Annotated in this window: 23 protein-coding genes; 14 read left to right on the top strand and 9 right to left on the bottom strand. The window is 74.4% G+C overall.

Annotated elements, in window-relative coordinates; genetic code table 11:
* Nucleotides 1-202: 202 nt before the first annotated feature.
* Nucleotides 203-1,165 carry a VldE C-terminal domain-containing protein gene (locus tag IE271_RS04390; protein WP_190188806.1) on the bottom strand — a complete coding sequence of 321 codons (963 nt, stop codon included), beginning with the start codon at nt 1,163-1,165 and terminating at the stop codon, nt 203-205.
* Nucleotides 1,166-1,296: 131 nt separating this feature from the next.
* On the opposite strand from IE271_RS04390, the gene dapE reads away from it, so the two are divergent.
* The gene (dapE, locus tag IE271_RS04385; RefSeq protein WP_190188805.1) at nt 1,297-2,376 is read left to right on the top strand and encodes a succinyl-diaminopimelate desuccinylase; all 1,080 of its coding nucleotides are present in this window, start codon (nt 1,297-1,299) and stop codon (nt 2,374-2,376) included.
* A gap of 215 nt (nt 2,377-2,591) precedes the next feature.
* Nucleotides 2,592-3,350 (top strand): LOG family protein, encoded by a 759-nt coding sequence (locus IE271_RS04380; RefSeq protein WP_190188804.1) that lies wholly within the window; start codon nt 2,592-2,594, stop codon nt 3,348-3,350.
* Between the two features lie 112 nt (nt 3,351-3,462).
* Here the strand turns inward: IE271_RS04380 and folP are convergent, their stop codons facing one another.
* Nucleotides 3,463-4,323, bottom strand: a complete 861-nt coding sequence (folP, locus tag IE271_RS04375) for a dihydropteroate synthase (protein WP_190188803.1) — start codon at nt 4,321-4,323, stop codon at nt 3,463-3,465.
* 138 nt (nt 4,324-4,461) lie between these two features.
* Between folP and IE271_RS04370 the strand changes: the two genes are divergently transcribed.
* Together IE271_RS04370 and IE271_RS04365 are read left to right on the top strand one after the other, a co-directional pair.
* Nucleotides 4,462-4,809 carry a DivIVA domain-containing protein gene (locus IE271_RS04370; RefSeq protein WP_190188802.1) on the top strand — a complete coding sequence of 116 codons (348 nt, stop codon included), beginning with the start codon at nt 4,462-4,464 and terminating at the stop codon, nt 4,807-4,809.
* The gene (locus tag IE271_RS04365) at nt 4,806-5,384 is read left to right on the top strand and encodes a DNA-3-methyladenine glycosylase I (protein WP_190188801.1); all 579 of its coding nucleotides are present in this window, start codon (nt 4,806-4,808) and stop codon (nt 5,382-5,384) included. The genes IE271_RS04370 and IE271_RS04365 overlap by 4 nt, the downstream gene beginning before the upstream one ends.
* Before the next feature lie 68 nt (nt 5,385-5,452).
* Here IE271_RS04365 and chcB read toward each other — a convergent pair whose 3' ends face one another.
* Nucleotides 5,453-6,259: a 2-cyclohexenylcarbonyl CoA isomerase gene (gene chcB, locus IE271_RS04360; protein ID WP_190188800.1), complete on the bottom strand. Its 807-nt coding sequence runs from the start codon at nt 6,257-6,259 to the stop codon at nt 5,453-5,455.
* Nucleotides 6,260-6,619: 360 nt separating this feature from the next.
* Between chcB and IE271_RS04355 the strand changes: the two genes are divergently transcribed.
* Nucleotides 6,620-6,787, top strand: a complete 168-nt coding sequence (locus IE271_RS04355; RefSeq protein WP_003966491.1) for a DUF3117 domain-containing protein — start codon at nt 6,620-6,622, stop codon at nt 6,785-6,787.
* Between the two features lie 238 nt (nt 6,788-7,025).
* Here the strand turns inward: IE271_RS04355 and IE271_RS04350 are convergent, their stop codons facing one another.
* A complete protein-coding gene (locus IE271_RS04350) occupies nt 7,026-7,724 on the bottom strand; it encodes an O-methyltransferase (protein ID WP_190188982.1) in 699 nt (232 codons plus the stop codon).
* Nucleotides 7,725-7,938: 214 nt separating this feature from the next.
* On the opposite strand from IE271_RS04350, the gene sigE reads away from it, so the two are divergent.
* From sigE to IE271_RS04325, 5 genes are all read left to right on the top strand, one after another.
* Entirely contained in the window at nt 7,939-8,637 is a 699-nt protein-coding gene (sigE, locus tag IE271_RS04345) for an RNA polymerase sigma factor SigE (protein ID WP_190188981.1), read from the top strand.
* Complete coding sequence (locus tag IE271_RS04340; RefSeq protein ID WP_190188799.1) at nt 8,634-9,566, top strand: anti-sigma factor family protein; 933 nt, start codon at nt 8,634-8,636, stop codon at nt 9,564-9,566. The genes sigE and IE271_RS04340 overlap by 4 nt, the downstream gene beginning before the upstream one ends.
* A 768-nt stretch (nt 9,567-10,334) precedes the next feature.
* Nucleotides 10,335-12,068, top strand: a complete 1,734-nt coding sequence (locus IE271_RS04335; RefSeq protein WP_444546135.1) for a S1C family serine protease — start codon at nt 10,335-10,337, stop codon at nt 12,066-12,068.
* A 166-nt stretch (nt 12,069-12,234) separates the two neighbouring features.
* Nucleotides 12,235-12,666: a sec-independent translocase gene (locus IE271_RS04330; protein ID WP_190188797.1), complete on the top strand. Its 432-nt coding sequence runs from the start codon at nt 12,235-12,237 to the stop codon at nt 12,664-12,666.
* A gap of 318 nt (nt 12,667-12,984) precedes the next feature.
* Nucleotides 12,985-13,641 (top strand): hypothetical protein, encoded by a 657-nt coding sequence (locus tag IE271_RS04325; RefSeq protein ID WP_229919112.1) that lies wholly within the window; start codon nt 12,985-12,987, stop codon nt 13,639-13,641.
* Between the two features lie 261 nt (nt 13,642-13,902).
* Here the strand turns inward: IE271_RS04325 and IE271_RS04320 are convergent, their stop codons facing one another.
* From IE271_RS04320 to IE271_RS04310, 3 genes are read right to left on the bottom strand one after another with little or no spacing between them, the layout of a single operon-like run.
* Nucleotides 13,903-15,036: an Mrp/NBP35 family ATP-binding protein gene (locus IE271_RS04320; protein ID WP_190188795.1), complete on the bottom strand. Its 1,134-nt coding sequence runs from the start codon at nt 15,034-15,036 to the stop codon at nt 13,903-13,905.
* Between the two features lie 43 nt (nt 15,037-15,079).
* The gene (locus IE271_RS04315) at nt 15,080-15,664 is read right to left on the bottom strand and encodes a DUF1003 domain-containing protein (protein WP_190188794.1); all 585 of its coding nucleotides are present in this window, start codon (nt 15,662-15,664) and stop codon (nt 15,080-15,082) included.
* A complete protein-coding gene (locus IE271_RS04310) occupies nt 15,654-16,979 on the bottom strand; it encodes a magnesium transporter MgtE N-terminal domain-containing protein (protein ID WP_190188793.1) in 1,326 nt (441 codons plus the stop codon). The genes IE271_RS04315 and IE271_RS04310 overlap by 11 nt, the downstream gene beginning before the upstream one ends.
* Nucleotides 16,980-17,153: 174 nt before the next feature.
* On the opposite strand from IE271_RS04310, the gene IE271_RS04305 reads away from it, so the two are divergent.
* On the top strand, nt 17,154-17,912 hold the full coding sequence (locus IE271_RS04305) for a hypothetical protein (protein ID WP_190188792.1): 759 nt from the start codon (nt 17,154-17,156) through the stop codon (nt 17,910-17,912).
* Nucleotides 17,913-18,066: 154 nt separating this feature from the next.
* Here the strand turns inward: IE271_RS04305 and IE271_RS04300 are convergent, their stop codons facing one another.
* Complete coding sequence (locus IE271_RS04300; RefSeq protein ID WP_190188791.1) at nt 18,067-18,684, bottom strand: hypothetical protein; 618 nt, start codon at nt 18,682-18,684, stop codon at nt 18,067-18,069.
* A 32-nt stretch (nt 18,685-18,716) separates the two neighbouring features.
* The gene (locus IE271_RS04295; protein WP_190188790.1) at nt 18,717-19,835 is read right to left on the bottom strand and encodes a magnesium and cobalt transport protein CorA; all 1,119 of its coding nucleotides are present in this window, start codon (nt 19,833-19,835) and stop codon (nt 18,717-18,719) included.
* A 523-nt stretch (nt 19,836-20,358) separates the two neighbouring features.
* Here IE271_RS04295 and IE271_RS04290 point away from each other — a divergent pair.
* From IE271_RS04290 to IE271_RS04280, 3 genes are all read left to right on the top strand, one after another.
* The gene (locus tag IE271_RS04290) at nt 20,359-20,943 is read left to right on the top strand and encodes a suppressor of fused domain protein (RefSeq protein WP_190188789.1); all 585 of its coding nucleotides are present in this window, start codon (nt 20,359-20,361) and stop codon (nt 20,941-20,943) included.
* 350 nt (nt 20,944-21,293) lie between these two features.
* The gene (locus IE271_RS04285) at nt 21,294-21,935 is read left to right on the top strand and encodes a DUF6758 family protein (protein WP_190188788.1); all 642 of its coding nucleotides are present in this window, start codon (nt 21,294-21,296) and stop codon (nt 21,933-21,935) included.
* A 160-nt stretch (nt 21,936-22,095) separates the two neighbouring features.
* Nucleotides 22,096-22,962 carry a PHP domain-containing protein gene (locus IE271_RS04280; protein ID WP_190188787.1) on the top strand — a complete coding sequence of 289 codons (867 nt, stop codon included), beginning with the start codon at nt 22,096-22,098 and terminating at the stop codon, nt 22,960-22,962.
* The last annotated feature ends 81 nt before the right edge of the window (nt 22,963-23,043 follow it).

Below are 23,043 nucleotides of genomic sequence, written 5' to 3'. Positions count from 1 at the left end.
AGCGCCGCGCGCCCCTCCGGCGGGCGACGGTTCGCACTGCTGGCCGGTGTCGGCGGGGGCGCCGCCGACGGCCGCGAGCGGCACCGCGCCGTTGACGCCGGGGGCCGGAGCGGGGCGGCGCCGGTAGGGCGGCACGCCGGGACGCGGGACGCCGGTGCGCGGGCATCCGGTACGGGAGGAGCCGGTACCGGGTGCTTCCGCCTCACCGCCGGGTGCGGATGCGGACGTCCGAGGCGGATTCCGCGTCGTCCCGGCCGGAGCGGCGCCAGCCGCCGTGCGGGGTCCACTCCCGGTCCGCGTAGGCGACGCGCTCGATGCGCAGCGCCGAGGAGTTGGCCACCGCCCAGTGCGCCAGCTCCCAGCCGCGCTGCCGCGCGCCGCCGCCCGTGGCGGAGGCCGTCGCGGGCACGGGGATCGTCACCGTGCGGCCGTGAGCCGGGGCGCCGGTCCGCGCGGAGCCGGCCGTGGCCGCCGGCGAGGGGGAGGACAGGGCGCTCACGTCGGCGCCCGCCTGCTGCAGCACGTCGTGCCCGAAGTCGCGGACGAGCGCGGCGCGCACCGCGTCCGGGCCGCCGTGCTCGGGAGCGGGCCGCCCCTCGCAGGTCAGCGTGGCCGGGGCGCGGCCGGTCAGCGCGGCCGCGAGCAGCGTCGCGTCCGGCTCGTGCTTCGCGTACGCCTGCGGGTAGCCGCTGCGCTGCACCCGCTGGGCGGCGACGGTGAGGGGCAGCCGCGAGTAGCCCGGCACCTCGGCCAGGTGGTCGTAGAACTCGCCCGCCGCGTACGCCGGGTCCATGATCTGCTTCTCCGTGCCCCAGCCCTGCGAGGGCCGCTGCTGGAACAGGCCGAGGGAGTCCCGGTCGCCGTACCGGATGTTGCGCAGCGCCGACTCCTGCAGCGCGGTGGCCAGGGCGATGGTGACCGCGCGCTCGGGCATGCCGCGCGAGGTGCCGACGGCCGAGATCGTCGCCGCGTTCACCGCCTGCTCGGCCGTGAACTCGTACGACGCGCCGTCTCCCTTGCCGGAGACGACGGTGCAGCGCGGCGCGCCGGTGCCGCCGGTGACGTACTGCACCACGAGGTAGCCCGCGACGGCGAGCAGGACCACTGCGGCGGCTCCGAGACGCAGGAGGCGGCCGCGCCGGAAGAGGGTGGGGGGCTCTGGCACGCGTAACAAGGTACTGGAGCCCGGTGTGAACGGGCCGGGGACTGTGGACAACCGCGCCCCGGCCGCGGCGCGGGCGCCCGCCCGCAGGTCCGCGGGGTGCGGGCGCGGGCCGGGGCGCTAGGGTCGTCCGCATGGCCGACACCCCGCTTGACCTCACGTCCGACGCCGCCGCGCTGACCGCGCAACTGGTGGACTTCCCCTCGGAGAGCGGCGGCGAGAAGCCGCTCGCCGACGCGGTCGAGGCCGCGCTGCGCGCCCTGCCGCACCTGACCGTCGACCGGTACGGCAACAACGTCGTGGCCCGCACGGACCTCGGCCGCACCGAACGGGTGATCCTCGCGGGGCACGTCGACACCGTCCCGATCGCGGACAACGTCCCCTCCCGCCTCGACGAGGACGGCGTGCTGTGGGGCTGCGGGACGTGCGACATGAAGTCGGGCGTCGCGGTCCAGCTGCGGATCGCGGCCACCGTGCCCGCGCCCAACCGCGACCTCACCTTCGTCTTCTACGACAACGAGGAGGTCGCCGCGCACCTCAACGGCCTGGGCAAGGTGGCCGAGGCCCACCCGGACTGGCTGGAGGGCGACTTCGCCGTCCTCCTCGAACCCTCCGACGGCCAGGTCGAGGGCGGCTGCCAGGGCACGCTGCGGGTGCTGCTGAGGACCGCCGGCGAGCGCGCCCACTCGGCCCGCGGCTGGATGGGGTCCAACGCCATCCACGCGGCCGCCCCGATCCTGCGGCGCCTGGCCGAGTACGAGCCCCGCCGCCCGGTGATCGACGGCCTGGAGTACCGCGAGGGACTCAACGCCGTCCGCATCGAGGGCGGCGTGGCCGGCAACGTCATCCCGGACGCCTGCACCGTCACCGTCAACTTCCGCTACGCGCCCGACCGCAGCGGGGAGGAGGCCCTCGCCCACGTGCGCGAGGTCTTCGCGGACTGCGGCGTCGAGGAGTTCGTCGTCGACGACCACAGCGGGGCGGCGCTGCCCGGCCTCTCGCACCCGGCGGCCGCCGCGTTCATCGAGGCGGTCGGCGGCACGCCCCAGCCCAAGTACGGCTGGACGGACGTCTCCCGCTTCAGCGCGCTCGGCGTCCCGGCCGTCAACTACGGCCCCGGCAACCCGCACCTGGCGCACAAGCGCGACGAGCGCGTGGAGACGGCGAAGGTCCTCGCCTGCGAGGAGCGCCTGCGCGCCTGGCTGACCGCCTGACCCGGCCGCGGCGGGAGGGCGCCGGGCCGCGGGGCGGCCGGAGCGGGGGACGGCGCACGGCGGACATCCACAGGTCCCCCCTCCGTAACCGGCTTGGATCTACGCTGAGGTGGAACGAGCTTCCCAGGGCTCTCGGCCTCTCCCCCCGTCCGGTCCCGTCCGGCCGGGGGGACCCCATGAGCGCAAGGGGAGGCCCCGACGCGGAGGGAGCGGACATGGCGACCGGCAATCCCGAGGGCGGCGAGCAGCCGCCGGAGGAGCAGCGCATGGGTCCCGTGCTGCGCAGGCGGGACCAGGTGCAGGCCAGCACGACGGACCAGCGGCTGCTGGACGCGGGCGGCCCCTCCGACTGGGTGCACACGGACCCGTGGCGGGTGCTGCGCATCCAGTCGGAGTTCATCGAGGGCTTCGGCACGCTCGCCGAACTCCCGCCCGCCATCAGCGTCTTCGGCTCGGCGCGCACCCCCGTCGACTCCCCGGAGTACGAGGCCGGGGTCCGGCTGGGCCGCGGCCTGGTGGAGGCCGGCTGGGCGGTGATCACGGGCGGCGGCCCCGGCGCCATGGAGGCCGCCAACAAGGGCGCCTGCGAGGCCAAGGGCGTCTCCGTCGGCCTGGGCATCGAGCTGCCCTTCGAGCAGGGGCTCAACCCGTACGTCGACATCGGGCTGAACTTCCGCTACTTCTTCGTCCGCAAGATGATGTTCGTCAAGTACGCGCAGGGCTTCGTGGTCCTGCCGGGCGGCCTGGGCACGCTGGACGAGCTCTTCGAGGCGCTCACCCTCGTCCAGACCCAGAAGGTGACCCGCTTCCCGATCGTCCTCTTCGGCACGGAGTACTGGGGCGGCCTGGTCGACTGGATCGAGAAGACCCTGATCGCGCAGGGCAAGGCGTCCGAGAAGGACCTGCTGCTCTTCCACCTGACGGACGACGTGGACGAGGCCGTGGCCCTGGTCTCGAAGGAGGCCGGGAGGTAGGCGCGGGAGCACGGCGGGAGGGGCCCGGGCCGCGCGGCCCGGGCCCCTCCCCGTCCCTCCGTACCGACGTACGGGTCTCCCCGTACGGACGGACGTCCGGCCGGGGCCGCGCCTACGCCAGGCCGCGCCGGGCCACCGCCGGCGGGCGGTGGCCCGCGATGGACGCCACCATGTCGAGGACCTGCCGCGTCTCGGCCACCTCGTGCACCCGGTACACCTGGGCGCCCAGCCACGCCGACACGGCGGTCGTCGCCAGCGTGCCGATCACCCGCTCCTTGACGGGCCGGTCCAGCGTCTCGCCGACGAAGTCCTTGTTGGACAGCGAGACCAGCACCGGCCACCCGGTGTCCGCCATCTCGCCCAGCCGCCGCGTCGCCTCCAGGCTGTGCCGGGTGTTCTTGCCGAAGTCGTGCCCGGGGTCGATCAGCACGGACTCGCGCGGCACGCCCAGCTCCACGGCCCGCTCGGCCAGGCCCAGCGTCACCCGCAGGATGTCGGCCATGACGTCGTCGTAGGTCACCCGGTGCGGCCGGGTGCGCGGCGCGGCACCGCCCGTGTGCGTGCACACCAGGCCCACGCCGTACCGGGCGGCGACCTCGGCCAGTTTCGGGTCGGCCCCGCCCCACGCGTCGTTCAGCAGGTCCGCGCCCGCCTCGCACACGGCCTCGCCGACCTCGTGCCGCCAGGTGTCGACGCTGATCACCACGTCGGGGAAGCGGCGGCGCACCTCGGCCACGAAGCCGACCGTCCGCCGCGCCTCCTCCTCGGCCGTCACCTCGTCGCCGGGGCCCGCCTTCACCCCGCCCACGTCGATGATCGCGGCGCCCTCGGCCACCGCCCGCTCCACCCGCGCCAGTGCGGGCTCGTCGTGGAACGTGGCGCCCCGGTCGTAGAAGGAGTCCGGGGTCCGGTTCACGATCGCCATGATCACCGGCTCGTGCGCGCCGAACTCGCGCCTGCCCAGTCTGAGCATCCCCTGTGACCTCACCTTGTAGTTCCCGCTGTACGGCCGCCTGCGACCCTAACCGCCGGCGCCGCATGGCACGATCGGAGCCTGACACTTTCCGCGCCGGCGCGCCCGCGCCGGCGTCCGAGCCTGGGGGCCTCAGCGATGTTCATGTTCCTGTTCCTGGTCCTCGCCCTCGTCGTGGTCGTCGGCGCGGTGACCCTCTCCGTCGTCGGCGGCGGGGAGAGCGGCGCGCTGCCCGAGGCGCCACCGGAACGGGTGGCGGACCACCTGCCCGAGCACCGGCCGGTGAACCGCGCGGACGTGGAGACCCTCCGCTTCCCGCTCACCGTGCGCGGCTACCGCATGGCCGACGTGGACGACGCGCTCGGCCGCCTCGGCGCCGAGCTGGCCGAGCGGGACGCCCGGATCGCCGACCTGGAATCCGCGCTCGCCGGCGCCCGCGCCGCCCGGGTCCCGATGGACAAGCCGGCCGACGGAGACCACCGATGAGCGCCGCGCTCGCCGGCCCCGACGGCGCCCTGCGCTGCCCGTGGGCCCTGTCGGCCGAGGACTACCTGGCCTACCACGACCAGGAGTGGGGCCGCCCGGTCCACGGCGACGACGCGCTGTACGAGCGGCTGTGCCTGGAGGCCTTCCAGTCCGGCCTGTCGTGGATCACGATCCTGCGCCGCCGCGAGGGCTTCCGCGCAGCCTTCGCCGGCTTCGGCATCGCCAAGGTCGCGGCGTTCACGGCAGAGGACGAGGCGCGCCTGCTGGCCGACCCGGGGATCATCCGCAACCGCGCCAAGATCGAGGCGACGGTCGCCAACGCGCGCGTGCTCGCCGACTGGGCCCCCGGCGAGCTGGACGAGCTGATCTGGTCCTTCGCCCCGGACCGCGCCGCGCGGCCCGCCCCGCGCACGCTCGCCGACGTCCCGGCCGTGACCGACGAGTCCACGGCCCTGTCCAAGGCCCTCAAGAAGCGCGGCATCCGCTTCGTCGGACCCACCACGGCGTACGCCCTGATGCAGGCGTGCGGCCTGGTGGACGACCACCTGGCGGACTGCGTGGCGCGCCGCGGGTAGCCCCGCGGCCCGGCCGCCGGGGAGCGGGCGGCCCGCCGCCCCGCGGGTGGGCCGGACCCGTGGCGGGCTCAGCGCCCCAGGTAGACCGGCTTCTCCTTGGCCACGAACGCCCGCACCGCGATCCGGTGGTCCTGCGAGGCGCCCGCCCTGGTCTGCAGTTCGTCCTCCTTCTCCAGCGCCTCCTCCAGGGAGTGCGACAGGGCGTAGGAGAGGGACTCCTTCAGGGCCGCGTACGCCACGGTCGGGCCCGCGGCCAGCCTGCGCGCCAGCCCCAGGGCCTCGGCGGCCAGCTCCGCGGAGGGCACCACGCGGTGGGCGATCCCGAGGTCGTACGCCTCCTGGGCGGTCAGGGTGCGGGGGAAGAGCAGCAGGTCGGCGGCCCGGCTCGCGCCGACGGCGCGCGGCAGTGTCCAGGAGATGCCCGAGTCGGCGGTCAGCGCGACCCCGGCGAAGGAGGTGTTGAAGGACGCCGTGTCGGCCACGATCCGGTAGTCCGCGGCGAGCGCGAAGCCGAAGCCCGCCCCGGCGGCGACGCCGTTCACGGCGGCGACCACGGGCTTCGCGGCGCCGGCCAGGGCCCGCACGATCGGGTTGTAGTGCTCCCGCACCGTGCTCATGACGCCCTCGTCCGGCCCCGCCCCCTCGCTCGCCGCGAGCAGCCCCACGTGTTCCTTGAGGTCCTGGCCCACGCAGAACGCCCGGTCGCCGGCGGCGGTGAGCAGTACGGCCCGCACCGCGCCGTCGTCGGCCGCCGCCCGGGCCGCGTCCCGCAGGGCGACCTTCGTCTCCACGTCGAGCGCGTTCATCGCCTCGGGGCGGTTGAGCGTGATCGTCGCGAGTCCGTCGCTCACCTCGTAGAGCACGGTGTCGGCCATGGCGGGTCCCCTCCGATGCGGTGGATCCGGCGTACCGGTCGGTACGTCCTGTCGGAGGACAGCATGGCGGAGATCGCCGGAGCAGGGGCGGGACGCACGTGTGACCTGCGTCAAAGAATTCCGCGCGGCGTCTGTAGGCGCGGTGGCGCAGTATTGCAGCCCCCTCGGTGAATTGAGTGGTTTTGCTCGCGCGCGTTGCCCAAGCGATGCCAACCGATGTTGGTCATCGGGTCCTGCGATGCGGGATAATGGCTTGGAAGCAATGTGTTCGATGCCGGTGACGCGCGTCCTACAAAGGGACGCGTGCCCTTCAAGGGGCCGTCGGCGGACGATGAGCTGGTTTCAGGAAGGGGAACGAGCATGGCGGCCATGAAGCCGCGGACGGGCGATGGCCCGCTCGAGGTGACCAAGGAGGGGCGGGGCATCGTCATGCGCGTTCCGCTCGAAGGCGGCGGTCGGCTCGTCGTCGAGCTGACCCCTGACGAGGCCGACGCGCTCGGCGACGCCCTCAAGAAGGTCGTCGGCTGACGCGGAAGCGACCATACCTCTTCAGCCGCCCCGGTGCCGCACACGGCGCCGGGGCGCTGTCGTTCCCGGGCGGAGGGACGGAAGCCCTGGTCGGCGGGGGTGCGAGCGCGGGCGCGGTGCTCGGGTACGGGCGGTACGGGGACGCGCGCCGGCCCGCGCGGTACGCGGGCGGGCAAGGGTGGAGGCAGGGGGAGGGGCAGGGCCGGACCGGGCCCGGCCGGACGGCGCCGGGCCGGTGTCAGCGCTTGACCGCGCAGAGGAGGCCGTCGCCCACCGGCAGCAGCGAGGGCACCAGGTCCTGGCTCTCGCGCACGCCGCGCAGCAGCTCCCGCAGCCGGACGACCTCGGCGGGCTGCGGGCCCGAGTCCACGGTCCGGCCGTCCGAGAAGACGCCCTCGAAGCACACCAGGCCGCCCGGGCGCAGCAGGCGCAGCGATTCCGCCAGATAGTCGAGGCACTCCGCGCGGTCGCCGTCGCAGAACACCAGGTCGTAGCCGGAGTCGGCGAGCCGGGGCAGGACGTCCAGCGCGTGCCCGGGGATGAAACGCGCCCGGTTGCTGGCGAAGCCGGCCGCCCGGAAGGCCTGCCGGGCGAACTGCTGCCGCTCCGGCTCGGAGTCGACGGTGGTCAGCACCCCGTCCGGCCGCATGCCGTGCAGCAGGTGGATGCCGGAGACCCCGGTGCCGGTCCCGATCTCCGCCACCGCCTTGGCGTCCACGGTGGCGGCGAGCATCCGCAGCGCGGCGCCCGTGCCGGGCGACACCGGGCGCAGCCCTGCCTCCCGGGCCCGCTCCCGGGCCCAGTGCAGCGCGTCGTCCTCGGCGACAAAGGCGTCGGCGAACGCCCAGCTCGTCTGCCGGTTGCCGGTAATGACCCTCTCCTGTCCCCGTGGTTGCCTGGGCGTGACTGTATCCGTTGCCGTCGGGAACCCGCAGATGGGACCGGGCGTTTACGGAGTGGAGAAGGACGCGGGGGGACGGCGCATGGACCAGGACGGCGAGCAAGTGCTGACGCAGCCGCAGAAGCGCGTATCAAATTCTCGTAAAACCGCTTATCCGGAGCTAACGGGCGAGGTGGCTATGGTAGGGGCTCCACTGGACACCACCAGAGCCGATAGGGGAGGTGCGGCTGAGCCCGTGGATCGGAGAGGGGTGCTGCGGCGCCTCCTCGGGTCGGCGAGCGAGCCGAAATCCGTGACCGACACCGCTGACCAGCGCCACGCCACCGACACCGCGCAGACCGCGACCTTCGCCACCGACGCGGACTCGCAGGCGTGGACTCCGCCCACCTGGGAGGAGATCGTCAGCATGCACAGCGGCCGGGTCTACCGGCTCGCCTACCGCCTGACGGGCAACCAGCACGACGCCGAGGACCTCACCCAGGAGGTCTTCGTCCGCGTCTTCCGCTCCCTGTCGACGTACACCCCCGGCACGTTCGAGGGCTGGCTGCACCGCATCACCACGAATCTTTTCCTGGACATGGTGCGCCGCAAGCAGCGCATCCGGTTCGACGCCCTCGGCGACGACGCCGCCGAGCGGCTCCCCAGCCGCGAGCCGTCCCCGCAGCAGGTCTTCAACGACTCGCACTTCGACGCGGACGTCCAGCAGGCCCTGGACACGCTCGCCCCCGAGTTCCGCGCCGCCGTCGTGCTCTGCGACATCGAGGGCCTGTCGTACGAGGAGATCGCCGCGACCCTGGGCGTGAAGCTCGGCACGGTCCGCAGCCGGATCCACCGCGGCCGCTCGCAGCTGCGCAAGGCCCTGGCGCACCGGTCGCCGGAGGCCCGCGCCGAGCGCCGTCGCTTCGTGGTCGGAGTGCCCGCGCTGGGAGGAGGGGGCGCGACCGCGTGACCGGATCACGGCCGACCCCCGCAGAGCAGCACCTGGGAGACCGGCTCTCCGCCCTCGTGGACGGAGAGCTCGGTCATGAGGCGCGCGAGCGCGTCCTGGCCCACCTCGCCACCTGCGCGAAGTGCAAGGCCGAGGCCGACGAGCAGCGCCGGTTGAAGAGCGTCTTCGCGGAGGTGGCCCCGCCCACGCCCTCGGAGAGCTTCCTGGCCCGCCTCCAGGGACTCCCCGCGGGGGACGACCGGAGCGGCGGACCGGCTCCGGGCGGCTCAGGTTTCGGGACCTCCGGTGTCTTCGGCATGAAGGAGCCCTTCGGGTACGCGCCGTCGGGCCCCCACTCCGCGATGCTCCCCTCCGAGCCGGAACAGCGCGGCTTCCGCATCCACGACGTCGGCCGCCGCGAGGCCGAGCGGTCGGCCTCGCGCGGGCTGCGCTTCGCGTTCGCCGCGGCCGGGGCGGTCTCGCTGGCCGCGATCGCGCTCGGCGGGATGTCGGTGGGCATGCCGACCGACACCACGGACGCGCGCGGCGGGTCCGGCAGCAACGTGACGCCGTCGCGCGGACCGGGGGCCGGCGCCGCCCCGTCCGACGGGCCGCGCCGCCGCTCCGGCGTCGGCCCGCTGCTCGCCCAGACCCAGCGCCGCGGCGACGAGACGCCGGTCGCGCCCGTCGAGGCGGCCGCGCCGCTGCTCCCCGGGGTACCCGCCCCGGCGGCCCCGCCTTCCCCGCCCTCCCCGCACCGGACGCCGTACGGGCCGCACGTGCCGGACGGTGCCGTCGCGACCTCCCCGCTCATACGCCCCCTCGCCCAGACCCCGCCGGTCACGCTGGCGGCCTGGCCGACGGTGCCGGCGCTCGTCCCGCCCGTGCTGCTGTCCGAGCCGGTCCCCGGCGACCCGTCCGTCACCCCTTCGCCCACGTCGCCCCGCTGACCCCGCCGCCGGACCCGGCCCCTGCGCGGCGGCCCGCGAACCTGGTTGAATCCGTGGTGGGCCGCGTCCGCGCAGGACATCCCGGACGCGGAGTCGACCTTCTGCGGTGAGCGCCGACGCGTCGGGCCGCGGGCCATGTGTGGGGAGAGCATGAACCAGGGGAAGCCCACGAAACCGAAGTGGTGGAGCCGCCCGCGGGCGCACGGGCCGGAGACCGGCCCCTTCGACGCCTCGCCCACGGGGCCTTCCGCCCCGGCCGCCGGGCCGACGGCCGGGGACGTCCGGAGCGCCGGGGGCACCGGACGGGCGGACGGCACGGACGGCGACTTCGAGCTGGAACGGCCGATGGCCGCCACCGCGACTCCTGCTGCTCCGCCCGCCGCCTCGTCCGCCGCCGCGGCGGCCACCGCGACTCCCGCCGTTCCGCCCGCCGCAGTTCCCGTCGCCGTCCAGGCGGGACCGCGAGCGCCGGGAACGCCGGAAGGGGCGGCGAGGGGCGCCGGTCCCGGGGCGCCGGCCGGTCCCGAGGTACCGGCCGCGGACACGTCCGGAAGCGGCTCGGGCAGCCGCGGCGGGATCTCCCCGGACGGGCCGTACGAGCAGGAGGCCGGGGCCGTCGGATATGACGTGCGGCCCGGGCATGACGCGCAGGTCGGCGAAGCCGCACGGGTCGGCCGGGACGCACGCGGCGGGCAGGCCGTACGGAGCGGACAGGCCGCACGGAGCGGGCAGGAAGCGCCGGACGGGCCGCACGCGGAGGGCGAGCCGATGGCGCGGGACGTGCGCGGGCCGGCGGCGCGGGACGTGCGGGACGTACAGGACGCGCAGGACACGCAGCCTCCTGCCGACCGCCCCCGCCCCCTGCACGCCCCCGACCCCTACGGCACCCCGCCGTACGGCGAACCCGGCCCCTGGGCCCCCGCACCGCCCGTACAGCACCCGGCGACGACCGCGGCCCACGGCACCCCCGTGTCCCCGGCCCCGGCGCACGGCACCCCCGCGCAGACGGCCGCGGCGCACGGCACCCCCGCGCAGACGGCCGCGGCGCACGGCACCCCCGCGCAGACGGCCGCGGCGCACGGCACCCCCACGCAGACGGCCCCGGCGCACAGCCCCCACGCACAGGCAGCCCCCGGCGCCCCCGTGCAAGCGGCTGCGGCGCACGGCGCCCCTGCGCAGGCGGCCCCGGTGCCGGCGGCGGACCCGTTCGCCCCGCCTGCCTCTTCCGTCCCGCCTGCCTCTTCCGTCCCGCTCGCGCAGCCCCACCAGGTCACCGATCCCGCCCGCCCCGTCCCGCCGGCCGCTTCCGGCCCCTGGCAGCGCTACGACCCCTGGGCCGCCGCGCCGCTGCAGCAGAACGGGGCCCTGGCCGAGAGCACGGGACAGCGGCGCGGGCGCGTGAGGCGCGCCCTCGTCGGCGGTGCCGCGCTCGTCGCGCTCGTCGCCGGCGGCGTGGGCGGCGTCGTCGGGGCGTACCTGGAGCGCCACGGCGGCATCGACGCCGTCGAACTGCCCCAGGCCGGCGCCGAGCCCACGGACCGGGCGCCTGGCAGCGTCGCCGGGATCGCGGCGCGCTCCCTGCCCGGCGTGGTGACCCTGCACGTGCGCGGCGCGGACGCCGAGGGCACCGGGACCGGCTTCGTACTGGACACCCGCGGCCACATCCTCACCAACAACCACGTGGTCGAGCCGGCGGGGGCCGACGGGACCATCAGCGTGACGTTCAGCGGCGGCGAGACCGCCGAGGGCGAGGTCGTCGGCCGGGACAGCGGGTACGACCTCGCCGTCGTGAAGGTCGACGGGGTCGGCGGCCTGACGGCCCTGCCCCTGGGCAACTCCGACAACGTCCGGGTCGGCGACCCCGTCGTGGCCATAGGCGCGCCGTTCGACCTGGCCGACACCGTCACCTCCGGCATCATCAGCGCCAAGGACCGCCCCATCACGGCGGGCGGCGAGGAGGGCGACGGCAGCGACGTCTCGTACGTCGACGCCCTGCAGACCGACGCGCCGATCAACCCGGGCAACTCCGGCGGCCCGCTGCTGGACGCGCAGGCCCGCGTCATCGGCATCAACAGCGCCATCCGCTCCGCGGGCGACGGCCCGGACCTGGACGGGGGCCAGGCCGGCTCGATAGGACTCGGCTTCGCCATACCGATCAACCAGGGCAAGCGGGTCGCCGAGGAGCTGATCAACACGGGCTGCGCCACCCACCCGGTGATAGGGGTCACGCTCGACATGGACTACACCGGCGACGGCGCCCGCGTCGGCTCCCAGGGCAACGACGGCGGTCCGCCGGTGACCGAGGACGGTCCGGGCGACCGGGCGGGCATCCGGGCGGGCGACGTCATCACCGGGATCGACGGGCAGCGGGTGCACTCGGGCGAGGAGCTGATCGTCAAGACCCGCGCCCACCGCCCCGGCGACCGCCTGGAGCTGACGATCCGGCGCGACGGCGAGGAGAAGGAGGTCACTCTCGTCCTGGGCACGGCGGAGGGCGACTGACGGCCGCCCCGGACGAACCGGGGCGTACGAAGGGGGAAACCCGTCGTGTACACGCGGCCCACGGCGCACGGGCAGTACCGGTCGGGCAGGTCCGGCGGGTACCGTGGATCCGGCCCGGACCACGGAAGACCTGCCGAGGGCCGAGGACATCGCAAGGAGCCGCCAGGTGTTCAATGACATAGGACCGCTCGAGCTGGTCACGCTCGTCGTCCTTGCCGTGCTCGTCTTCGGCCCGGACAAGCTCCCGAAGGTGATCCAGGACGTCACGCGGACCATCCGCAAGATCCGCGAGTTCTCGGAGAGCGCCAAGCAGGACATACGCCAGGAGCTGGGTCCGGAGTTCAAGGACTTCGAGTTCGAGGACCTCAACCCCAAGACGTTCATCCGCAAGCAGCTGGACAACGACGAGCTGGGGCTCAAGGAGATCCGCAACGGCTTCGACCTGAAGAAGGAGATGGCCGAGGTCACGGACGCCGTGCACGGCCGCGAGTCCGACCCGGGTTCCCCGGGGGCCGCGGGCGGCACCGTCGACATGACGAAGAAGCGCGAGAAGCTCGACCCGGGCGAGCGCCCGCCGTTCGACGCCGACGCCACCTGAGCCCGGCCGCCACCCGAGCCCACCCGCCACCGGGGTCCGGCCGATCCTGAGCCCGCCCGTCCTCTGAGCCCGGCGCCGTCCGAGCCCGGCCGTCACCCGGGTCAGGCCGCCGGCCCGGGAGCGGCTGCCCTCCGGCCCGTGCGCCCCGCGGTGCGCCGTCGCGTCCGGAACCCGTCGTGTACGCGACCCACCCGCGGACCGGTTTCCCGGCTCCGCGCATACCTGTGGTTATTCTGCCTAGTTGTTGTGGGACCGATGGGGACGCCCGAGGGGGGCGGGCCGCTCAGGTCCGACGAGAGACAGGAGGCGTCCGGGCAGATGGAGACGACAAGTCGGGTAGGCGCGCAGACGCCGGCCGGGGAGGGCGAACAGCCGCTCGCCTCCGCCCGGCGCGCGGTCGACGGCTACCTGCTGGCGAGCTTCCCGTGGTACGGCCTCGACGAGGCGTTCACGGGCCCGCGCTGGCTGATGCAGGTGGGTACCTCCGCCGACGGTGCCGTCGAGCACGGCTCGGTCGGACACGGTGACGAGCCCTCGGTGCGCAGCGATTCCACCGAGGACACGGAGCGCTTCGCGGTGGTGGTCACCGTCGCGGCGAACCCCTCGCGGCGCAGCGCCGACGGCACGGGCCTGCTGGAGGCCACCTCGGTCTCCTCGGCGGCCTGGCTCGCGGGCGTGGGCCTGCTGTCCTTCACCTGGCCCGGCCAGATGGACCACACCCTGCGCGACGACTGGCTCGACCAGCAGACCGAGACGGCCTGGGTCCTCGCGGACGACCTGGGAGGCCCGGACTGGTCGTCGCTGTCCCTGCCGGTGGACGGGGTGCCGACGCCGTTCCACTACCGCGAGTCCGAGTTCGGCTGGGTCCTCGCGGGCTCCACGCAGCAGGGCGTCCACCTGGGCGCGTACGGCCGCGGCATGAGCGCATACGGCCTGGCCTTCTCGGCGATCAGGGACATCGAGGCATACGCCTAGGGATACACGGGCGCACGCCTGGCCGGCACGAGCGCACGTCCGGCGGTACGGGCGCGCGCCATGCGGCAGGGGCGCGAGCCCGCCGCCGCACGCGGGCACACGCCCGCCGGAGCAGGGGCACGAGCCCGTCGCGCGGGGCGTGCCCGCCGTAGGCCGCAGCGCACGGACCGCGCCGCCGGGGACGCGAAGAGGGCGCCGTCCACCGGTGGACGGCGCCCTCATCCCGCAGCACCGGGCCCCGCGGTACGGGGTCCGGGCCGCTCAGAACTTGTTGCGCGGCGTGATGCCCAGCGACATGCCCGACAGGCCGCGCTGGCGGCCGCCCAGCTTGCCGGCGATGGCGCGCAGGGCCGAGCCGGCCGGGGACCCCGGGTCGCTCAGGACCACCGGCCTGCCCTCGTCGCCGCCCTCGCGCAGCCGTACGTCGATCGGGATGGAGCCGAGGACCGGGACGGTCGCGCCGGTCGTCCGGGTCAGGCCGTCGGCCACCAGCTGGCCGCCGCCCGTGCCGAACACGTCGACCATCTCGCCGCAGTGCGGACAGGGCAGACCGGACATGTTCTCGACGACGCCCACGATCTTCTGGTGGGTCTGGACCGCGATGGAACCCGCGCGCTCGGCGACCTCGGCCGCCGCCTGCTGGGGCGTCGTCACGACCAGGATCTCGGCGTTCGGGACCAGCTGGGCCACCGAGATGGCGATGTCGCCCGTGCCCGGGGGCAGGTCCAGCAGGAGCACGTCCAGGTCGCCCCAGTACACGTCCGCGAGGAACTGCTGGAGCGCGCGGTGGAGCATGGGGCCGCGCCAGACCACCGGCGCGTTGCCCGGGGTGAACATGCCGATGGAGATGACCTTCACGCCGTTGGCGGACGGCGGCATGATCATGTTCTCGACCTGCGTGGGGCGGCCGTCGGCGCCCAGCATGCGCGGCACGGAGTGGCCGTAGATGTCCGCGTCCACGACGCCGACCTTCAGGCCGTCGGCCGCCATCGCCGCCGCCAGGTTCACCGTGACCGAGGACTTGCCGACGCCGCCCTTGCCGGAGGCGACCGCGTACACCCGGGTCAGCGAGCCCGGCTTGGCGAACGGCACCTCGCGCTCGGCCTGGCCGCCGCGCAGCGCGGTGGCCAGCTCGCGGCGCTGCTCGTCGCTCATCACGTCCAGGGAGACGTCGACGCGGGGGACGCCCTCCAGCGCGGAGACGGCCCGCGTCACGTTCTCCGTGATGGTGTCGCGCATGGGGCAGCCGGAGACGGTCAGGTACACGGTGACGGCCACCGCGCCGTCCGCGGCGATCTCCACCGATTTGACCATCCCCAGCTCGGTGATGGGTCGGTGGATCTCGGGGTCGTTCACCGTCGCCAGCGCTCCGCGCACCGCGTCTTCCGTAACCATACGGACGATGGTACGGCGCGCACACCCTGAGTAGGGACGCCCGTCAACGGTCGCCTGCGTCACGTCCCCGCGGGTGTTCTGCCGGGAATACGCCCCGCCCGTCCCCCTGCCGCTCCTCCAGCTCCTTGACCAGGTCCTGGAGTTCGGAGCGGATCCAGTCGCGGGTGGCGACCTCGCCGAGGCCCATGCGCAGCGCGGCGATCTCCCGGGTCAGGTACTCGGTGTCGGCGATCGACCGCTCGTTCTGCTTGCGGTCCTGCTCCAGGTTGACCCGGTCGCGGTCGTCCTGGCGGTTCTGCGCGAGCAGGATCAGCGGGGCGGCGTAGGAGGCCTGGAGCGACAGCATCAGGGTCAGGAAGATGAACGGGTAGTCGTCGAACCGCAGCTCCTCGGGCGCGCTGACGTTCCAGACCACCCACAGCACGATGACGACCGTCATCCAGACGATGAACCGGCCCGTGCCCAGGAACCGCGCGATCCGCTCCGACAGCCGCCCGAACGCCTCCGGATCCCACTCGGGCAGCAGCCTGCGGCGGGGCAGCAGCGGCTGGTCGAGCCGGCTGCGCAGCCGGGTGGCGGCGCCGGCCCCGGAGGCCGCCCGCTCCCGGCCCTCGCGCTCAGACCCCATCGGCCGCCTCCCCCTCCTCCAGGTGGAACTCCGTCTCGCGCCAGTCGTCCGGCAGCATGTGGTCGAGCACGTCGTCCACGGTCACCACGCCCAGCAGCGAGCCGCTCTCGTCGACGACGGGCGCCGCCACCATGTCGTACGCCGCGAAGAAGCCGGCCACCACCGGCAGCGCCGCCTCCGGGCCCAGCGGCTGCAGGTCGTCGTCGATCAGCGCCCCGACCAGCGTGTACGGCGGGTCGCGCAGCAGCCGCTGGAAGTGGACCGTGCCGAGGTACCTGCCGGTCGGCGTCTCGTCCGGCGGCCGGCACACGTACACCTGGGCGGCCAGCGCCGGGGAGAGGTCCGGGTTGCGCACCCGGGCCAGGGCGTCGGCGACCGTCGCGTCCGGACGCAGCACGACCGGCTCCGTCGTCATCAGACCGCCCGCCGTGCGCTCCTCGTACGCCATCAGGCGCCGCATGTCGGCCGCGTCGGCCGGCTGCATCAGGCTCAGCAGCCGCTCCTGGTCGTCCTCGGGCAGCTCGCCGAGCAGGTCGGCCGCGTCGTCCGGGTCCATCGCCTCCAGGACGTCCGCCGCCCGCTCCTCCGCCAGCTTGCCGAGGATCTCGATCTGGTCGTCCTCGGGCAGTTCCTCCAGGACGTCGGCGAGCCGGGCGTCGTCGAGGGCGGCGGCCACCTCGGCACGGCGCTTGGGGGAGAGGTGGTGCAGCACGTTGGCGAGGTCGGCGGGGCGCAGCTGCTCGAAGGTGGCGAGCAGGTTCTCGGCGCCCTGCCCCTGCTCCTCCAGCGAGAAGCCGGTGACGGCCGACCAGTCCACGGTCAGCGTCTCGCCCGCCCGCCGCCCGCCGCCCGTCCACGGAAGCGCTATGCGCCCCTTCCCGCCGCGCGGGGAGGAGCCGTCCCGGCCCTTGCGCACGAAGACGCGGTCGATCTCCCACTCCCGGCGCGCGGGCAGCTGCCGGACCGACACGTCGAGCACGGTCACCTCCTCGCCGGTCTCGGTCAGCCGCACCCGCCGGTCGAGCAGCTCGCCGAAGACGAGCCGCTCGGTGGGCCGCTGCTCGAAGCGCCGTACGTTGAGCACGCCCGTGGTGATGACCTGGCCCGACTCGATGCCGGTCACCCGGGTCATGGGCAGGAAGATCCGGCGGCGCGTGGGCAGCTCGACCACCAGTCCGAGCAGCCGGGGCGGCCGCCGTCCGACCCGGAGCATGGCCACCAGGTCGCGCACGCGCCCCACCTGGTCGCCGTTGGGGTCGAAGACGGCGACACCGGCGAGGTGCGAGACGAAGATCCGGGGGGCGCCTGAAGCCATGCCCCGCGCCTCCTTTTCGTCCGCATGTGTCCGCTCGGGTGGGCTTCAGGCTAGCCCGTCCTGGTCGGATACGCCCTGGTGAGCGGTGCGTACGGACTGGCTCCGGGCCACCCGGGCGGCACCGGTACGCTGCGGTACGCCGTTGAGGACCGCGCGAGAGAGGCAGCCTTGCCCGTGACTGCAATCCCCCGAAACCGCAGGGCCGCACTGGTGAGCGCGTTGTGCGCCCTGGTCGTCACGGGGACCGGGCTGACGGGCTGCGGCGGGGGTGAGGACCCGGACGCGGGCACGAACGGCGTGGGCAAGCTGTCCCCCGCGAAGATCCACGCGAAGACGAAGGCGGCCGCCGAGGGGGCGAGCACGGTCCGCCTGTCCGGCGCGGTGATCAGCGACAAGCGCACCTACAAGCTCGACATGCGGCTCCGGGAGGACGGCGGCAGCGGCTCGGTGACCTCCAAGGGCAGCACGTTCCGGCTGCTGCGGGTGGGCGAGCAGCTCTACATCAAGGCGGACGCCGGGTTCTGGAGCCACGCGGACGACGCGGACGGCGGGGGCTCGGCGAGCGACGCCGGCGCGGCCGAGAAGCTCCAGGGCAAGTACGTGAAGGTCCCCCAGGGCGACCCCGCCTACCAGCAGCTCAGCGTCTTCACGGACAAGGACACCCTGCTGGACGGGCTGCTCTCGCTGCACGGCGAGGTCACCACGGACGGCCGGCACGAGCAGAACGGCGTCCGCACCGTCCGCCTCACCGGCGACAAGGGCTCCGGCGGCACCCTGGACGTCTCCCTGGAGGGCAGGCCGTACCCGCTGACGCTGACCCGCGCGGGCGGGGCCGGCACCCTGCGCATGACGGACTGGAACAAGGACTTCGCCCTGGAGGAGCCGTCGGAGGACGAGACCGTGGACTACGGCCGGGAACTGCCCACGTCCTGACCCGCCGCCCGGGGCGCGTCCCCGGCGGCGGGCGGTGGGGCGCCGCCGCCACCGTCAGCGGGCTGTGGGCATCGCCACCGTCAGCGGGCAGGGGGTGCCGCCATGGTCGGCAGGTCGCGGGCGCCGCCGCCGTCGGCGGGTCGTGGGCGTCGCCCTACCGGCGGCGCTTCCTCTTCCACAGCAGCCGGGGCAGCGCCTCCGGGACCGGCCGGCGGGTGACGGCCGGCGTGGGCACCGGAGGCGCGGCACCGGAGTCCGCCGGCAGCTCCGCCGCGGCGCCCGCCGGCTCGAGGCGCAGCACACGGCACTCGCGGGCCCAGCGCCGCGGCATCGTCTCGGCATCCGGCGCGTTCAGCCGCTTGCCCTTCAGCTCGGCGACGGCCGCCTCCCACTCGGGCGACTCCGGCGCCAGCTCCACGACCTTCGCCGGCCAGGTGACCAGCCGGCCGCCCTTGTCCTTGCTGCGCACGGTGACCAGCGCCCCGCGGCCGTCCACCAGGTCCGGCAGGGGCTGCTCGCCGGGCCCGTCGCCGACCACGCACACCGCACCGTCGTGCCAGACGTGCCACAGCGCCTGGCCGGGCCGGTCCCGCTCCGGCCGGTCCCGCTCCGGCCGGTCCCGCTCCGGCCGGTCCCGCTCCGGCCGGTCCCGCTCCGCCGGCACGGTGCCCCGCGCCCAGACGAGTCCGGACTTCTTGCTGGCCTCCTCGACGAGGGCCTGGTCGACGAGGGCCTGGTCGACGAGGGCCTGGTCGAGCGGTGCGCTTGTCATGGGCCCAGCCTATCCAGCGGTCCGTACGTCCCTCAGAGCCAGCCGTTGCGCTTCAGCGTCCGGTGGATCGCGCAGCAGACCACCACCGTGAAGCCCAGCACCATCGGGTAGCCGAACCGCCAGTGCAGCTCCGGCATGTGCTCGAAGTTCATCCCGTACACCCCGCACACCATCGTCGGCACGGCGATGATCGCGGCCCACGAGGTGATCTTGCGCATGTCCTCGTTCTGCGCCACGGACGCCTGCGCGAGGTTGGCCTGCAGGATGGAGTTGAGCAGTTCGTCGAAGGAGAGGACCTGCTCCTGCACCCGGGCCAGGTGGTCGGCGACGTCCCGGAAGTACTTCTGGATGTCCGGGTCGATCAATCGCATCGGCCGCTCGCTCAGCAGCTGCATCGGCCGCATCAGCGGCGAGACGGCCCGCTTGAACTCCAGCACCTCGCGCTTGAGCTGGTAGATCCGCGCCGAGTCCACGCCGCGCGAGACGCCGCCGCGGGGACCCGGCGAGAAGACCTCCGTCTCCACCTCGTCGATGTCGTCCTGCAGGGCGTCCGCGACCGCGATGTACCCGTCGACGACGTGGTCGGCGATGGAGTGCAGCACCGCGGAGGGCCCCTTGGCGAGCAGTTCGGGGTCGTCCTGCAGCCGGTGGCGCAGCGCCCGCAGCGAGCCCTGCCCGCCGTGCCGCACGGTGATGAAGAAGTCCCGGCCGGTGAAGCACATCACCTCGCCGGTCTCCACGACCTCGCTGGTGGCGGTGAGTTCGTCGTGCTCGACGTAGTGGACGGTCTTGAAGACGGCGAAGAGGGAGTCGTCGTAGCGCTCCAGCTTCGGCCGCTGGTGGGCGTGGACGGCGTCCTCCACGGCGAGCGGGTGCAGCCCGAACTCCGAGGCGATGCCCGCGAATTCGGACTCGCTCGGCTCGTGCAGGCCCATCCAGACGAAGCCCCCGCCGTGCCGCACGAGGCGGATCGCCTCACGCAGCGTCAGCTTGTCGGCGGAGGCGAGCCGGACGCCGTCCCGGTAGACGGCGCAGTCGACCACGGCCGTGGTCTCGGCGGGGTCGCGCGTGGCCGCGTAGTCGCGGGACGCGACGCCGTCCTTGCGCAGCGAGGGGCGGACCGCGGCACGCAGGTCACGGATCATCGACATGGCAGGCTCCTTCGCAAAACGAGAGCCGCCCACGGCGGTCGGAACTACCCGGAATGGGGACGTCCTGCTCGGGGTCCCGGCGGTTCCTGCCGGGAAACGTGTTTGGCACGTCCACAAAGCGGGGAGCACCGCACCGTCGCGGTGGCAGCATCGCTACTGATACAGATCAGACAGATCAGGCAAAGACGAAGTGCTCTTCCGTCGTGCACCGAACGGGGCACGTCGCGAGTGCGAGAGGGCGGCAGCCAAGCAGAACGTCAGCTACAGAACTCGGGGCCGGAAGAGCGGGTGGTACTGCACGGTCGACTTCGATCCATGGAGCCCCACCTCCTCCGGCCGGTCCCCCGTAGGGGAGATCCATCCCCCGTGGGGGAGTGTCGTGCATCGGGGCGTGAAGCGGCTCCCCGGAGGCGAATGCCCGGGGGCCGGCTACCTGCTGCCCCGACCAGCGGCCAAGACTATCAGCCGACTGAAGTGTCAAGGCCTCGCTTTGCCCGTTGCTGACGACTTCTATGCTCGGTGCATGGCTGATGTTCTCCCTTTGGTCGAGGCCCGGTTGCGCAGCGCGCTGGGCGAACCGGACGCGCGCGCGTCGGTCACCTTCCTCGGCACCGACCGCATCGAAGTGCTGCGCTTCACCGAGGGCGACATCGTCCGCTACGCGACGCTCGGCATGTCCGCGCAGCCGATGTCCGACCCCGCCTCGATGCTCGCCGACCCGGTCGCCGGGCCGCGCGCCGAGCTGGTCCTGTCGGTGCGCACGGGCGTCGCCGACACCGACAAGGTGCTCCGCCCGCTCGCGGTGCTCGCCGCGTCCCCGCAGGTCGAAGGGGTAATCGTGGCTCCGGGTGCCTCGCTCGACGTGGGTGACCCGCTGTGGCCCGGTGCCCCGTTCACCTCGGTCCTGGTCGCCGAGCCGGGCGGTCTGGTCGAGGACCTGGAGCTGGACGCGCCGCTGGACCCCGTGCGGTTCCTGCCGCTGCTGCCGATGACGCCGAACGAGGCCGCCTTCAAGCGCGTGCACGGCGCCCAGGCCCTCCAGGAGCGCTGGCTCACCGGCGGCACCGACCTGCGCGACCCGGTGCGCAGGTCCGTCGCGCTGGACTGACCGGCGCGACGGCCCGGCCGCCCGTCAGGTGGCCGGGAACAGTCGGTGCGCCCCTGTCCGTACGCCGGACCGCACGGCTGCCCGTGCGCGGACCGCACGGGTCCATGCGATCGGGCCGCTCGTGTCCGCCGGGTCCGGGCCGGTCGTGTCCGTCGGGTCCGGTTCCGCCGGGCCCGGCCGTGGCGTCCCGTCCCCGGCGGTGGACGGCGGGACCGGGCCGGCGAGCCCGGTGCCCGTCCGATGGATTCCGGTGGATGTGAGCCGCAGCCGGTCGTGCGCGGCGGCGCGACTCCCTCCGGACGAGTGATCGTCCTTGACGCGACCACCTCCGGGGAGGACCGTGGGGCCCTATGAGGGGCGAACCCAGTTGCCCGAAGTGTGGTGGCCGGGTCAGGGCTCCCGGCCTCTTCGCCGACTCCTGGCAGTGCGACGTGCACGGGACGGTGCACCCGCTGCAGCCCGTGATCCCGCCCAGTGTCGAGGCCCTCGGCGTCGTCGTGCACCGGACGCAGGTGCCCGTGTGGATGCCGTGGCCGCTGCCCGTCGGCTGGCTCTACACCGGCGTGGCCTGCGCGGGCGACGACCGCAGCGGTGGCCGCGCGACCGCCGTGGCCTGCTCGGGACCGGGGCCGCTCGGCGGGTTCGGGGAGCTGATCCTCGTGGCCGAGGAGCTGGGCGTCGGCCTCGGCGCGCGGTACGCGGGCGTCGACGGCCCCGACCCGGGCCCGTACCTGGACGTCGAGAAGCCGCCCCAGGCGAAGGTCCTCGCGGCCGGACGGCCGACCCCGCTGTGGCTCGTCTCCGGCACCCCGGAGGACCGCGCGGTGTTCGCGGGCGAGGCGCTCGGCCTGTGGCTGTGGGCCGTCGTCTGGCCCGAGCAGTCCGGGCTGCTGATGTACGACGAACTGGTACTGACCGACCTGCGGGACGCGGGCGCCGAACTCGATCTGGTCCCGTGCGGGGCGCTGTCGCCGCGGCTGCTCCAGCCATAGCCGGGCAGGGGGTTCCGGGCGGGCCCCGCGGGGTTTCGAGGCGGTCCGCACAGGGAGTTCGTAGGGGGCGCTCGGCGGTGACGGGTGTGACAGAGGCGTGCCGGAGTGCCGTTATCCTTGAGCGTCACCTTCCGTACCGTCCCCGCTGGGAGTCCGCGTCGTGCGCATCGATCTGCACACCCACTCCACCGCGTCCGACGGCACGGACACCCCGGCCGAGCTGGTCCGCAACGCGGCCGCGGCCGGTCTGGACGTCGTCGCCCTCACCGACCACGACACCACCCGCGGCCACGCGGAGGCGCGCGCGGCGGTCCCGGAGGGGCTGACCCTGGTCACCGGGGCCGAGCTGTCCTGCCGGCTCGACGGCGTGAGCATGCACATGCTGGCGTACCTCTTCGACCCCGACGAGCCCGAGCTGCTGCGCGAGCGCGAGCTGGTGCGCGACGACCGGGTGCCGCGCGCCCAGGCCATGATCGCCAAGCTGCGGGAGCTGGGGGTGCCGGTGACCTGGGAGCAGGTCGCGCGCATCGCGGGCGACGGCTCGGTGGGGCGCCCGCACATCGCCACCGCCCTGGTGGAACTGGGCGTCGTGCCCACGGTCTCCGACGCGTTCACGCGGGAGTGGCTCGCCGACGGCGGCCGGGCCCACGTCGACAAACACGAGACCGACCCCTTCGAGGCGGTCCGGCTGGTCAAGGCCGCGGGCGGTGTGACCGTCCTCGCCCACCCCGCCGCCGCCAAGCGCGGCCGGACCGTGTCCGAGAGCGCGATCGCGGACCTGTCCGCCGCCGGCCTCGACGGCATCGAGGTCGACCACATGGACCACGACGCCGCGACCCGGGACCGGCTGCGCGGTCTGGCCAAGGAGCTGGGGCTGCTGGTCACCGGTTCCTCGGACTACCACGGCAGCCGCAAGACGTGCCGGCTCGGCGAGTACACGACCGACCCCGAGATCTACGGGGAGATCACCCGGCGCGCCGCCGGCGCCTTCCCGGTTCCCGGCACGGGCGGACCGTTCGGCGCCTAGGCACGCTGTCCGGGCGGTAGCGCCCGGGGGCGCGGTGTCCGGGGCGCGGTGTCCGGGGCGCGGCACCCGGGGTGGTGGTAT

Source organism: Streptomyces minutiscleroticus, assembly GCF_014650875.1.
Taxonomy (GTDB): Bacteria; Actinomycetota; Actinomycetes; order Streptomycetales; family Streptomycetaceae; genus Streptomyces; species Streptomyces minutiscleroticus.
Note: the sequence above shows the minus strand (reverse complement) of the source record. Positions and strands in the feature narration are given on the sequence as shown.